This window comes from Microcoleus sp. S36b_A4 (assembly GCF_036700645.1).
Taxonomy (GTDB): domain Bacteria; phylum Cyanobacteriota; class Cyanobacteriia; order Cyanobacteriales; family Microcoleaceae; genus Microcoleus.
In genome coordinates, this window is record NZ_JAUBPI010000137.1 from 1 (window position 1) to 12,463 (window position 12,463).

Consider the following 12,463-nt stretch of genomic DNA (forward strand, 5'->3'; position numbering starts at 1 on the left):
GTCGCTAATTTAGGATGATTGCATTTACGTCATACAGCCTAGTTACACAAAGGCTTTAATTGTTTTTGGAGATGTCTTTAGGACACAGACCGTGCTTTCTACCTACGGAATACCTGTATTTTATCAATAGAAATATGCCGTTAATTCTCCTGACAAGCCTTTTGCCGGGATCAAAGTTTTTTATCAATATTTATACTGTGTTGTTTTTGTTTTTAACTGCTCGATTTCCAGGTCTAAACTAAGCAATAATATTTTAGGAAAATTGTCACGAAGAAAAAACGGTTATTAAAGCAATCACGGTATATGAATAATTGTCAAAAGCGGCGTATAAAAAATATAAGAAAACCCCAAGTTTCACAAACAATGTGAAAAAAAAGGCGAAGAAAAGGGTTGCCAACAGGTGAATAAAAGTTTCAATCAAAAAAATGATCGGCGCAAAAGCGACAAAATCGAGTATAATGTAGTATTGCTAAATTGAGTCGCAGTTCAGAAATACTGTTGAAAAACTAAATTTATTGAAATAGACAGGTGCAAATTGAGGATTGAAGGCGTACCCAAATTGACTAAATATTTGCTGATCGGTTCCACAAAAGCTTACAGTGGCAAGTCTGCCATCGCCCTGGGGATGGCACTCGGACTCCGGGACAAGGGGCTGGCCGTCGCCTACGGCAAACCTCTGGGAACCTGTTTCAGCTCGCCAGGAGCTGGGATCGAGGAGGAAGACGTGCGGTTCGCGGTAGAGACGCTGAAGCTCTCAGAAAGTCAGATGCCGTCAACACTGCTGTATTTGGATGAAGAGACGGTTCACAAGCGTTTGCGGGGAGAAGACAAGACAGATTACCGCCAGTCTTTAGCACAATATTTGCAAGCTCCCAGCGGAGACTTGGTGCTGTTAGAAGGCCCAGCTAATTTGGAGGAAGGCAGTCTGTTTGACTTGTCTTTGGTTCAAGTCGCTGAGGCAGTTGATGCCTCTGTGTTGTTGGTAGCCCGCCCGATCGATCTGTATGTAGACGATTTGCTGTCGGCTAAACAGCGTTTGGGTTCGCGGTTGCTGGGGGTGGTACTCAATGACGTTCCCTCGGACAAACTCGAATCCGTAACGGCGACTGTGCGGCCTTTTCTGGAGGCTGCGGGTATTCCAGTTTTGGGAATGTTGCCGAGAAGTGCTTTGCTGCGAAGTGTCAGCGTCAAAGAATTGGTGCACCAATTGAAAGCTGATGTGCTCTGCCGTAAAGACCGTTTGGACTTGATGGTGGAAACCTTGACAATTGGCGCGATGAATGTTAGTTCTGCTCTGAAGTATTTCCGCAAAGCGAGAAATATGGCGGTGGTGACGGGGGGCGATCGCACGGACATTCAGCTAGCGGCTCTGGAAAGCTCGACTCAGTGCTTAATTTTGACAGGCCACTTGCCTCCTTCTCCCCTGGTGATTGGCAGGGCAGAAGAAATGGAAATTCCGGTTTTGTCTGTTGATTTGGATACCTTAACCACGGTGGAAATTATCGACAGCACCTTTGGCAGCGTGCGCCTGCACGAACCGATCAAGGTGGAATGCGTTACTCAGCTAATGGCAGAACATTTTGATCTTGATGGCATGATGGCATCCTTGGGCCTGAGCGATCGAGTCCATTAATAAGAGAGCCGGAGCTGAGGGAAGAAGGTATTCAGCAGAGAGAATTTTTTGTTTAAATAAATAAAAAGCTAAAATTCTTAAATTCTCAATTTTTCTTGAATTCTACCTTGAACTCCGGCTGCCGAATGTCTTGAGACATTCTGCCTTCTGGCTTCCTCAAATCAGCCGCTCCTCTAGTCTGATCTGGTAAATCAGCAATTCTTAACTTCTTTTTGGCGGCAATGGCTAGTGAGTCTGCTAAAATCCACAACGTAGTTTTATTTAATTTAATAAATTCTTTGAGTCAATCAATTGAGCTACCCAGAGTAGATGATTTTTTACAAGAACTTGCGGCGATCCAGCAAACCGGCTCCAAGCGGATTGCTCTTTTGGGTTCTCGCCACGTTCCTATTACCCACCAGCAGCTAATTGAGATGCTGAGCTACGCCATAGTTCTGGGAGGCAATCAGCTCATCACTTCTGGCGCTACAGGCACCAATTCAGCCGCAATTCGGGGGGCAATGCGAGCAGATCCTAATCTGCTGACGGTGATTTTGCCACAAAGTATGAGTCGCCAGCCCCGGGAGTCTCGCGACCAACTCGAACAAGTGATACATTTGGTAGAAAATCCCAAAAATGATAGCTTGTCTCTCCCGGAAGCAAGCGCCATGTGCAATCAGGAGATTATTTCTCGCTGCCAGCAACTGATCTGTTTTGCTTTTCACGAAAGCCACACTTTGCTGAAAACTTGCCAGGATGCGGAGGAACAGCGCAAGGTAGTTACTCTGTTCTATTTTGATTGAACTGCGAGGCGGATGATGCTGTTGGGATTGCCTGTGTCGGTTATTCTGCTTGATTGTATTGCTGCTGCGGCTGCGCTGGTTTACGCACCGTTTTTGGTGGTTGCCGTCGCCCGCTTGCAGCTAGGCTACGATCAAGCAGCCCCCCGCGCTATGTTTGAGAGGTTGCCTGCTTACGCTCAACGGGCAACTTGGGCTCACCAAAATTCGTTTGAGACGTTTATGCTGTTTTCAGCCGCGGCTTTGATGGCTTTTGTGACGGGGGTAGATTCGGAACCGGCAGGTTGGGCTGCGATCGCTTTTACGATCGCCCGGTTGTTGTTTTCGGTTTTCTATATTCTGAATGTGCCGCTGGGGCGATCGCTCATGTTTGCGATTAGTTCTTCTTGCACTGTTTCTTTATTCTATTTCAGTTTGATGACTGTTAATAGCTAATTGTCAGTAGTTATTGGTTATTGGTTATTGGTTATTGGTTATTAGTTATTGGTTAGTTGTTAATGCCCAATGCCGTGTTTGGCTAATGCCGTGTTTGGCCAATTACCAATTACCAATGCCCAATGCCCAATGCCCAATGCCCAATGCCCAATGCCCAATTCCCTATTACCCATTACAAATTACTAATTTATGGCTGCTAGTTATTCCTTTGATATTGTCAGCGATTTCGATCGCCAAGAATTAGTCAATGCTGTTGACCAAACAACGCGAGAAATTCAAAGCCGCTACGACTTGAAAGATACCAAAACCACTGTAGAATTGGGCGCTGAAGCAATTACTGTCAATACCGACAGCGAATTTACTCTCGATGCAATTCACACTGTTTTGCAAACTAAAGCCGCCAAGCGCAATTTGTCTCTGAAAATTTTTGATTATGGGAAAATTGAAGCTGCTAGTGGTACTAGAGTACGCCAAGAAATCAAACTGAAAAAAGGGATTGACCAGGAAATTGCCAAGAAAATTACTAAATTAATTCGAGATGAGTTTAAAAAGATTCAAGGCTCGATTCAAGGTGATGCAGTGCGCGTTTCTGCTAAGGATAAGGATGATTTACAGTTGGTAATTCAACGCTTGAAGCAAGAAGATTATCCCGTGGCTTTGCAGTTTACAAATTACCGCTAAATTGGATAGTTTCTATGGGCTTCAGTCCTCATACGTGGTGACGAATCAGGACTAAAGTCCTGACTTCAAACAAGTTTTTATCGACTTAATATTAAATATCTAAACCCGTGACTGTTAAGTCGGGAGGATGTTCGACCACAAACTGGTAATATAACTCTTGCTTTGCTTGCGGCGGCAGAGACATTATCCATTCTAGCAGCCCCATTTCACCTGCTACTATCTTCGGATTAGTGAGAGTAGATCGCACTTTAATTTGTTCATTGCGGCTGACTGGCAATTGCTCTTTTAGTGTCAGGTGTACCTGCACCTGCTGCAAGTTAGTCACATTTAAGCGATAAGCGTAACTCATGCGCCGCTGCTGGCCGATCAGTTTTTTATCTACTTGTCTTTCCACTAACTCCCGCTCTATTTTTAACCGTTCATCAATTCCTAAATTAACTTTATATTCTTGGCCGGGGGAAACATTTTCTAACTGCACACTGCCGACAAAAGTGTTATCGCGAAAGATATTTGCTTTACCGGGCAGAAGAGTTGCACCTGTCAGCGGATTTACAACAACTGCTTGCAAATAGGCAAAACTGACTAATCGCGGGACGGCTATATATTCAGGTTTAAACGGATAATTTTCGCTGAAAATAGTGACTTTGTGCGGCGTGCCGTCGCTGGGAATGTTGGTATTTCCGCCTACTTGAAATGACACAGTGCCGCCTTCTATCGATACTTGTGCGATCGCGGTTTGAGCTGCTATGGATTCGGGTGCGGCAGCAGCACCGTCCCCAGCCATCATTGCAAATTGTGCCTCGGTTTCCATCTCTAATTCCATATAGTCTCTTTCCATTTCTGCTCCCGCAGTCGCTCGGGTGGGTTTCATCAAAATTTGTCGGGATCGAGCTGATCTTGGGTGAACAATATCGATAAACCAGGGTTGGAGTTTTGGTGGCAAAGTTCCCATTCCGGGTTTAGCTGTGGATAAAGTCAGCGCTACTCCCGTCCAATCTTCCCCTGTATTTTGATTGACTTCGGCTAGGTAATTGAGATTAATTTGGTTGTTGGTAGTGTTGACTCGCAAGTCGTAAAGGGGAGTCCAATTTGCTCGCCTTACTACATAGGAAACTTCTAGTTCAAAATTGCCGCTGCCACTTGGTTCGATGGCGACAATGATGTTAAAACTTTGCTGGGAATCGGGACTTTGTACTTGCCACAACTGCTGCCGTAAAGCTTCTATTTGATTGTCTAATTCTTGCTGCTGTTTTTCGTGTTGGGCGATCGCACTTACATATTTTAGGTAATTAGTTCCTAAAAAGTTGAGCAATTCGCCAGTGTCGTTTAAACCTACCTGCTGTTTGGCGATGCCACTGGAAAAGAAACCAACGCTTTTTTCGCTCAAACCTTCCACAAATTTGAGTTGAATTTTCCGGGCGGTTATTTTGTCGTTAATTCCCCGTCTTTGGGTTTGTAACTCTTGAATTTGTTGGGTTAATTCGGCAGTGCGATCGCCCACTGGTTCGGTGCTAAATACTGTTTCGGTTCGCACTCCCAGCAATCGCACTGCAACTGTACCCGCACCCGTGGCCCTGACTGACTCTGTTTCGAGAGTTGCGGGTACAGAGGCGATCGCCAATTCTTGCTCGTTTCCCATCAGAGATACCGTACCGCGGCGCGTCACCAAAGCGCGATCGGTGTAAACTGTAACTTTGGATATGCTAGTATTTAGTGTTTTAATGGTATCAGAATTAAGTATTTCTGAGTCAGTCATTGTTAGTTGCTCCTATTTAATAACCGTTTAGTCGATCGTGCATTTTGCAAAGTAGTTTATTAATCAAACTCAGAAGTTATTGGATTATCTACAACGGGGGAGGCCGGGTTTACGAGATCATTAGTTTTATACATTGATAGTTGGTCAAACCTGCCCCTACAGTTTGATGTTCAAAATGCTAGCGCGGGGGTGGGCAGGTTTATGAGATCGTTAATGTTAGGCATTAATAGTTGATAAAACCCGCCCCGTGGGTTAATTTTAGCTCAGTGGCTCGATTCCTGCCAAATCCAAAATTTGAGGAATTAAATCTTCTCGTTTGACGGCCATCATGTGAACTCCTTGACAAATCTGCCGCGCTAGCTTGACTTGTTCGGCAGCAATTTTTATGCCTTCCTGCAATGGTTCTGGAGATTTTGCTAAACGATCGATCGTCTCTTGTGGGATGTGAACTCCCGGCACGTATTTTTTAATAAATTCAGCATTTTTAGCTGATTTAAACAAAAATATTCCTGCTAAAACTGGCTTGTTGCAGCCTGCAGCAACGTGGTGCATAAACTTATCCAAAACTTCAAAATCGGTAATTAATTGACTCTGAAAAAACTGTGCTCCAGCCTCTACTTTTTTCTCAAATCGACTTTGCAAACCAGACCAACTGGGGCATTGCGGATCGACGGCAGCACCGACAAATAAATCAGTAAATCCGTCTGTTAAAGGTTTGTCATTCCAGTCTAAGCCGCCGTTCATTTTTTGAATGACTTGTAACAGTCGTACTGATTCAAAGTCGAATACACTTTTTGCTTTAGGATGGTCGCCCGCTTTGACGGGATCACCTGTAAGTGCTAATATATTGCGTATGCCTAAAGCGTGGGCTCCCATGAGATCAGCTTGCAGACCAATTTGATTGCGATCGCGACAAGCAACTTGACAAATTGGCTCAATTCCGTGCTGCACTAAAATCGCCGAAACTGCTAGGGGACACATTCGCAACACTGCGCGACTTCCGTCTGTGACATTAATGGCGTGAACTCTGTTTTTGAGGCGTTCAGCCATTTGAATCGTGTGAGTTATGTCGCCGCCTTTTGGTGGGGCAACTTCGGCGGTAATTATAAATTCTCCGGGGGTGGTGCAGGCTGTGCGAAAACGGTTCATAGTTATTCCAAGGAAGAAGACACGACACTGATTTTGACACGGATACACGGATTAATTATCGAGGGTTCCTTCTGAGGGTGAAGGAACAAAACCCTTCGACTTACTTCCCTTCGGCTACGCTTTGCATGATTTGTTCAGAGTAAAAAGAAGGAAGAAGGAAGACTAATTAGGCAGAGAATAACCGAAAGCTGTTTTAACCTTAGTTAGAGTTTGATTCGCAATAGCTTCTGCTTGTTCTCTTCCGCGACGTAGTACAGACTCTAAATATCCCGGATCGTCCATTATTTCCTTGTATTTATCCTGAATTGGTTTGAGGGCATTAATTGTCGTCTCTGTCAGCAAGGGTTTAAAATCTCCCCAACCCATGTTTTCACACTCCGCTGCTACTTCTTCCTTAGATTTGCCGGAAAGTAGGAGATAAAGTGTCAGCAAATTTCTAGCTTCGGGGCGATCGGGGTCGTCAAATGTCAAACCCCGCACGGCATCGGTTTTGCAGCGCTTGATTTTTTTGGCGATCGCATCTGGCGAATCCAATAAATTAATTCGACTTTGTTCGGAAGGGTCAGATTTCGACATTTTGCGCGTGCCATCTGTCAAACTCATCACCCTCGCACCGTCAGGCCGAATTAACGGTTCTGGAAGTTTCAATACTGGCTTTTCGGATGTGCCGAATTGGTGATTTAATCTGATGACAATATCGCGGGTGAGTTCCAAATGCTGTTTTTGGTCTTCTCCCACTGGCACTTTGTCGGCATCGTAAAGCAAAATGTCTGCTGCCATTAACACGGGATAATTTAGCAAGCCTGCATTGACATTTTCACCTTGTTTAATTGCTTTTTCTTTAAACTGAATCATATCTTCGAGCCAGTTAATCGGCGTAATACAGTTGAGCAGCCATGCTAGTTCTGTGTGCGCCGAGACGTGGGATTGCACGAAAATAGTAGAATATTCTAAGTCGATGCCGCAAGCTAAATACAGTGCGGCGATCGTGTAAGTGTCGGAGGCGAGAGTTGCTGGATTGTGCGGTGCGGTAATTGCGTGCAAATCGACTACGCAGAAGTAATTTTCGTACTGACTTTGATTTTCTACCCAGTTGCGAATGGCACCGAGATAATTGCCGAGGTGAAGATTGCCGGTTGGCTGAACTCCAGAAAGAACGCGCTGTTTGCCCATGAGGAAAGAATAGAATTGAACTCACATTTCTATATTGACACGTTATTTCAATTTCAGAGCCTCTAATTTTCTGGCGGTTGACTGTTGAGTGTTGACTGCTGACTGCTGACTGTTGACTGTTGACTGCTGACTGTTAACTGCTGACAACTGACAACTAACAACTGACAACTGACCAATTACCAATCTGTCAGCAACCTTGCTTTCCGCAAAATAAATGTCAGAACAGTTTCTTCGCCCGTAATAATATCGGCTCTGCCTTCCATTCCCGATTGAATCAAATACTGGCGGGGCACATTAGCCGGGGAGTTTCCGAAGAATTGACCGTTGGTGGATTTGAGTTTTGTTAAATAAGTTTGTTCAGGCTTAATTGCCACTTCGTAATAAGCTGTACCTAAATTATTAGTGGGATTTTGAGGGGCGATCGCATCTGGGGCGATTTCGCTGACGGTTCCTTTTAATGTGCCGTAATCGGGGAAAGGCAAAGCCGAAATCCTGATCTGTACGGGTTGGCCGATTTGGATGCGGGCGATGTCTTGGGATGTCACTTTGGCTTTGACTACCAGGGGTACGTCGCTGGGGACGATTTGGGCGATCGCACTGCCGGCTTGTACGGTTTGACCAGTATTTCGTACTTCCAATCTGAGAATTGTACCATCCGTGGGCGTGCGGATCACGCTATTTTCTAGTTTTAACTCAATTTGATTGAGTTCTTTTTTAGCTTGAATTAATTGTTGTTGAATGGACGATCGCTTGACGAGCAAAACCCGCCGACTTCGGCCCAGTCTCTCGGCGACATCCGGCAGCGATGTGGCGAATTTAACTAAAGCGGATTCGATTAATTCCTGTTGGGCGGAACTTTCACTTTCGATGCTTTTAAATTGAGCGCTGGCCAAAATTTGGTTTTCTAAGTCGCGCAGTTGCTGGTTGATTTGCTGTGCTGCTGTTTGAGACTGATTAATGATTTCTTGTAACTGCTGTTGTTGAGCGCCCAAACGCGAAGAATCTACAACTGCGATCGCATCTCCTTCTTTTACTGTCTGATTCTCGCTGACAGCAATGCTTTCGACGGTTCCTTCGGTGGCGGCTTGCACGACGCGCACTTCTCCGGCTGGACGGACGATCGCGTCTGCTTTGACTGTAGCGCTGTATTTGGTGACGCTAGCGAGGGCAATCACCCCGCCAAAGGTCGCCACCATCAAAATGCCACCCAAAGTCGTCCAGCGGCTGACAGGGGGCAAAAACTGGTCGTTATCAAAGGTTTCAGCGGGTGTGGCTTCGGGAGTCAGAGACATGGCGGCTGGGGGAGAGGGGTATAGTTTGGAGTTTGGAGTTTTGAGTTGGAGACGAGGGAGAAATCGCTGATTTGTTTTGTCACTTTTATGATCAGCTTTCCGGAAACCAAGTACCGGTTTAGAAGTCTAAATCAAAATTCACAGGGTAAAGGTAAAAATCCGCACAGCTTTGCCGTTCCCACCCACAAACTTCGCCAAATATGAAAAGGAGTGAAGCCAGCGGGCTACAGTCCTTAAAATACGGCGTTTCCGCCATGAGTTTTGGCACTGTTACCGGGTTTTTCCTGTATGCGTAGGTAGTAAGTAAGTACATAGGTATTAATAGGAGTTATTTATGTCAAAAAATCAACCAGCTTCACTCTTCATCGAAGTAACCGATGGAGAATCTGCTACTGTCAACGGTGGCAACATTACCAGCGGTGTTAGCGGTGCTAAAAGCAACAGCAAGACGGATAACAGCAGCCGCGAGGGTCTCACTATGCTGTTTTTCCTGCCGCAGCCTAGCCAGCTTTATCTGTACGATCCGAGCCGCGAGCGCGGTTACAAAACCCTAGTGGTTTAGATAGCTGAGTCAAGTTGTGCGATAAAGTGAATTTTGAAAATTTATCCGTAGTATTCCGGATGTCGTACAGGACTACAAGAAGTATTACTCAGTATTTACACAAGAATCTAGAAATTAAATAATATTTCTAGTTTCCCTTCAATTTTATTAAGTTAAACGGAGTCAAATCATGAAAGAAGCAAAGGACAATTCACTGTTTGCTGAACTCACCCCTGAAGAATCAGCTAGCGTCAACGGCGGTCACTATTATGCCAATCAATACAATTCTCACCGGCAGCGGCGCAGTTGGGTCGTGTACCGCCGGAATTGCGACGGTTCATACAGAAGAGTAGTCCGCTACGCCTACTACTAAATTTTAGTGCTAGTCAATTCAGATCTATAACTGTGGAATCGAGAAAGCACCCATAACTTTATGGGTGCTTTTTGCTGATTGGGTAGTTGGTGATGAGTAATCTTCTTTATGCTCTACCATTATTCATTTTGCAAAATGTTAAAGAACATCCCTTTGATCGGCAAAATGCCATTATTCGGACAAGTTAACAGGTTTAAGAAATATCAGGTTGTTCTCCAGCAGAGCGAAGAAGATTGCGGGGTGGCTTGTTTGGCTTCGATCGCGAAATTTTACGGACAAAATTTTACTATTAGCCGCTTGCGAGAATGTGCGGGCACCGGTCAAAAAGGGACGACTCTGCTGGGCTTGAAACAAGGTGCTGAGGCGATCGGCTTTAATGCTCGATCCGTGCGAACCGCGGCTGCTATTTTAGACCAAATTGAGGAAGCGCCTTTACCGGCAATTATTCACTGGAGCGGTTATCACTGGGTTGTTTTGTACGGAAAGCAGGGCGACAAATATGCGATCGGCGATCCGGCTGTTGGTATGCGCTATGTTTCCAAAGAAGAATTAGCAGCAGGTTGGACAGATTGGCTGTGCTTGCTAGTAGAACCCGATGCTGAGCGTTTTTTTGCAGCCGCAGAGGGCCAACCGCCCGCCAATTCCTTACAAAAATGGATGCGCCGGATTGGGATTTATCGCCCGATTTTAATGGAAGCATTTTTGCTGAATGTGGTGTTGGGTTTGCTGTCGATTTCTTCGCCTTTTCTCGTTCAACTGCTCACCGACGACATCCTGGTGCGGGGCGACAGACAACTCCTGGCGAGTGTGGCGATCGCAGTTATAGTTATGAACCTTTTTAGCAGCAGTTTAGGATTGGTAGAGTCGAACTTAATTGCTCAGTTTTCCCAGCGCTTAGAATTGGGATTGGTGATGGAATTTGCGCGCAAATTCCTGCGATTGCCTTTGAGCTTTTACGAAACCAGACGCAGTGGCGAAATCGTCAGTAGATTACAAGATATCCAAGAAATAAATAAATTAGTTTCTCAAGTCGCTATCAGCTTGCCTAGTCAATTTTTTATAGCTGTAGTTTCTTTTATTTTTATGTTATTTTACAGCAAAGAGCTGACTTTAGCAGCTACAGCTATAGCTCTCTTAATGACTGCCTCTACAGTGGTATTTCTGCCCGTGTTGCAGCAAAAAACGCGCAGTTTATTTGTACTGGAAGCAGAAACTCAAGGCGTTTTAGTAGAAACTTTTAAAGGCGCGCTGACTGTCAAAACTACTAGCAGCGGTCAGCAACTTTGGGAAGAATTTCAAACCCGCTTCGGTCGCTTAGCAAAGCTCACTTTTCGCACTACACAAATTGGCATTCTCAACAATATATTTTCTGGTTTTGTTGCCTCTGCTGGCAGCATTACTCTGCTGTGGCTTGGTAGCGGTTTGGTGATTGACAAGGTATTGAGCATCGGTCAGTTGCTAGCGTTTATTAGCATGAATCAAAACGTTACTACTTGGGTAAATTCGCTAGTAGGATTTACTGATGAGATCACTCGCGTGCAGACAGCTACTCAACGGCTGTCGGAAGTTATCGATGCTGAACCGGAAACTAAAGACGATACGAATAAACCTTTTGTAACTATTCAAGACCGCGACGGTATTGTTTGCAAGAGTGTTAATTTTCACTACCCCGGTAGACTTGACTTGCTGGAAAATTTTTCTGTCACATTTCCCGGCGGTCAAGCAATTGCTTTAATCGGCAATTCCGGCTGCGGAAAAAGTACGCTAGCAAAAGTAATTTCTGGTCTGTACCCGCTGCAATCTGGTAATATTAGAATTGGCGGCTACAACTTGCAGGATTTGTCTCTAGACAGTCTCAGACAGCAGGTAGTATTGGTTCCTCAAGAAGCGCATTTTTGGAGCCGTTCGATTCTCGAAAATTTTCGTTTGGGCAGTCCAGATATCAGCTTTGAACAGATTGTTAAAGTTTGCAAAATTGCGGGGGCGGATGAATTTATCAGCCAATTGCCTGATAAATATCAAACTGTTTTAGGCGAGTTTGGAGCGAATATTTCTGGCGGACAAAGACAAAGATTGGCGATCGCCCGCGCAATTCTCAACAACCCTCCCGTATTGATTTTAGACGAATCTACCGCAGGGCTTGACCCCGCAAGCGAAGCGGAAGTCTTAGAAAATTTGTTGATGTACCGGCACGGGAAAACGACGATTTTTATCAGTCACAGACCGCGAGTGATCGATCGCGCCGATTGGATTATCATGTTAGAACGCGGCCGATTGAAACTGCAAGGCTCGGCTGCAAAATTGCGATCGATTCCAGGAGACCATTTAGAGTTTTTGCATCCTTGAACGAGTTAATAAAACGACAGGTTGAAATCTGTCGCGACACAAACAACACCCGGCTGCGCGGTTCGACACCGAGTCAATCGATTTTAGATTAAAGATTAAAGATTAAAAAATTGAAGCATTGACCCCACGGATAAATTCGGGGGGCAAGTTTCATCGGAGACAAGTTTTTTATTTCTGGGTCCTGAGTCTGCTTTCGGAATGAATCCGGGGGCTTGTATCCTGGATGCTTTAGACATCTCCAAAATAGTAACAGTTCGTGGTAATATCACATCATAAAGCTTTTTTGACCCAGAAACATGAGCGAC

General features: G+C 45.0%; 13 protein-coding genes. 7 read left to right on the plus strand and 6 right to left on the minus strand.

All coding sequences use genetic code 11. The annotated features are described in order from the left end of the window. The first annotated feature begins 535 nt into the window (after positions 1-535). On the plus strand, positions 536-1,633 hold the full coding sequence (locus tag QUA03_RS26740; protein WP_333216462.1) for a phosphotransacetylase family protein: 1,098 nt from the start codon (positions 536-538) through the stop codon (positions 1,631-1,633). A gap of 85 nt (positions 1,634-1,718) precedes the next feature. On the opposite strand, the gene QUA03_RS26745 is transcribed toward QUA03_RS26740, so the two are convergent. Beyond that, complete coding sequence (locus tag QUA03_RS26745) at positions 1,719-1,883, minus strand: hypothetical protein (protein WP_333216464.1); 165 nt, start codon at positions 1,881-1,883, stop codon at positions 1,719-1,721. A 28-nt stretch (positions 1,884-1,911) separates the two neighbouring features. On the opposite strand from QUA03_RS26745, the gene QUA03_RS26750 reads away from it, so the two are divergent. The 3 genes from QUA03_RS26750 to QUA03_RS26760 all read left to right on the plus strand — a co-directional run bounded on the left by QUA03_RS26750 (position 1,912) and on the right by QUA03_RS26760 (position 3,528). Further along, positions 1,912-2,415 (plus strand): DNA recombination-mediator protein A, encoded by a 504-nt coding sequence (locus QUA03_RS26750; RefSeq protein WP_190744281.1) that lies wholly within the window; start codon positions 1,912-1,914, stop codon positions 2,413-2,415. Between the two features lie 15 nt (positions 2,416-2,430). After that, positions 2,431-2,847, plus strand: a complete 417-nt coding sequence (locus QUA03_RS26755; protein WP_333216482.1) for an MAPEG family protein — start codon at positions 2,431-2,433, stop codon at positions 2,845-2,847. 189 nt (positions 2,848-3,036) lie between these two features. Next, positions 3,037-3,528 carry a YajQ family cyclic di-GMP-binding protein gene (locus QUA03_RS26760; protein ID WP_333216466.1) on the plus strand — a complete coding sequence of 164 codons (492 nt, stop codon included), beginning with the start codon at positions 3,037-3,039 and terminating at the stop codon, positions 3,526-3,528. A 91-nt stretch (positions 3,529-3,619) separates the two neighbouring features. Here the strand turns inward: QUA03_RS26760 and QUA03_RS26765 are convergent, their stop codons facing one another. The 4 genes from QUA03_RS26765 to QUA03_RS26780 all read right to left on the minus strand — a co-directional run bounded on the left by QUA03_RS26765 (position 3,620) and on the right by QUA03_RS26780 (position 8,898). Continuing rightward, a complete protein-coding gene (locus QUA03_RS26765; RefSeq protein WP_333216467.1) occupies positions 3,620-5,284 on the minus strand; it encodes a mucoidy inhibitor MuiA family protein in 1,665 nt (554 codons plus the stop codon). Positions 5,285-5,542: 258 nt separating this feature from the next. Beyond that, a complete protein-coding gene (locus QUA03_RS26770) occupies positions 5,543-6,433 on the minus strand; it encodes a methylenetetrahydrofolate reductase (protein ID WP_333216469.1) in 891 nt (296 codons plus the stop codon). Positions 6,434-6,595: 162 nt separating this feature from the next. Beyond that, the gene (gene trpS / locus QUA03_RS26775; RefSeq protein WP_333216471.1) at positions 6,596-7,606 is read right to left on the minus strand and encodes a tryptophan--tRNA ligase; all 1,011 of its coding nucleotides are present in this window, start codon (positions 7,604-7,606) and stop codon (positions 6,596-6,598) included. A gap of 176 nt (positions 7,607-7,782) precedes the next feature. Beyond that, positions 7,783-8,898 carry an HlyD family efflux transporter periplasmic adaptor subunit gene (locus tag QUA03_RS26780; RefSeq protein ID WP_333216473.1) on the minus strand — a complete coding sequence of 372 codons (1,116 nt, stop codon included), beginning with the start codon at positions 8,896-8,898 and terminating at the stop codon, positions 7,783-7,785. Between the two features lie 334 nt (positions 8,899-9,232). Between QUA03_RS26780 and QUA03_RS26785 the strand changes: the two genes are divergently transcribed. The 3 genes from QUA03_RS26785 to QUA03_RS26795 all read left to right on the plus strand — a co-directional run bounded on the left by QUA03_RS26785 (position 9,233) and on the right by QUA03_RS26795 (position 12,158). Further along, positions 9,233-9,460, plus strand: a complete 228-nt coding sequence (locus QUA03_RS26785) for a secretion protein HlyD (RefSeq protein ID WP_333216475.1) — start codon at positions 9,233-9,235, stop codon at positions 9,458-9,460. Positions 9,461-9,629: 169 nt separating this feature from the next. Further along, positions 9,630-9,812 carry a hypothetical protein gene (locus QUA03_RS26790; protein ID WP_333216476.1) on the plus strand — a complete coding sequence of 61 codons (183 nt, stop codon included), beginning with the start codon at positions 9,630-9,632 and terminating at the stop codon, positions 9,810-9,812. A 135-nt stretch (positions 9,813-9,947) separates the two neighbouring features. Continuing rightward, a complete protein-coding gene (locus tag QUA03_RS26795) occupies positions 9,948-12,158 on the plus strand; it encodes a peptidase domain-containing ABC transporter (RefSeq protein ID WP_333216478.1) in 2,211 nt (736 codons plus the stop codon). A gap of 95 nt (positions 12,159-12,253) precedes the next feature. Here QUA03_RS26795 and QUA03_RS26800 read toward each other — a convergent pair. After that, positions 12,254-12,463, minus strand: a 210-nt coding sequence (locus QUA03_RS26800) for a hypothetical protein (RefSeq protein ID WP_333216480.1), incomplete at its 5' end; no start/stop codon positions are given.

What these genes read in the sequence shown, in the direction of transcription:
- QUA03_RS26755 (WP_333216482.1), top strand. Translation starts at nt 2,431, where the DNA reads ATGCTGTTGGGATTGCCTGTGTCGGTTATTCTGCTTGATTGTATTGCT.
- QUA03_RS26760 (WP_333216466.1), top strand. Translation starts at nt 3,037, where the DNA reads ATGGCTGCTAGTTATTCCTTTGATATTGTCAGCGATTTCGATCGCCAA.
- QUA03_RS26765 (WP_333216467.1), bottom strand. Translation starts at nt 5,284, where the DNA reads ATGACTGACTCAGAAATACTTAATTCTGATACCATTAAAACACTAAAT.
- QUA03_RS26770 (WP_333216469.1), bottom strand. Translation starts at nt 6,433, where the DNA reads ATGAACCGTTTTCGCACAGCCTGCACCACCCCCGGAGAATTTATAATT.
- trpS (WP_333216471.1), bottom strand. Translation starts at nt 7,606, where the DNA reads ATGGGCAAACAGCGCGTTCTTTCTGGAGTTCAGCCAACCGGCAATCTT.
- QUA03_RS26780 (WP_333216473.1), bottom strand. Translation starts at nt 8,898, where the DNA reads ATGTCTCTGACTCCCGAAGCCACACCCGCTGAAACCTTTGATAACGAC.
- QUA03_RS26785 (WP_333216475.1), top strand. Translation starts at nt 9,233, where the DNA reads ATGTCAAAAAATCAACCAGCTTCACTCTTCATCGAAGTAACCGATGGA.
- QUA03_RS26790 (WP_333216476.1), top strand. Translation starts at nt 9,630, where the DNA reads ATGAAAGAAGCAAAGGACAATTCACTGTTTGCTGAACTCACCCCTGAA.
- QUA03_RS26795 (WP_333216478.1), top strand. Translation starts at nt 9,948, where the DNA reads ATGTTAAAGAACATCCCTTTGATCGGCAAAATGCCATTATTCGGACAA.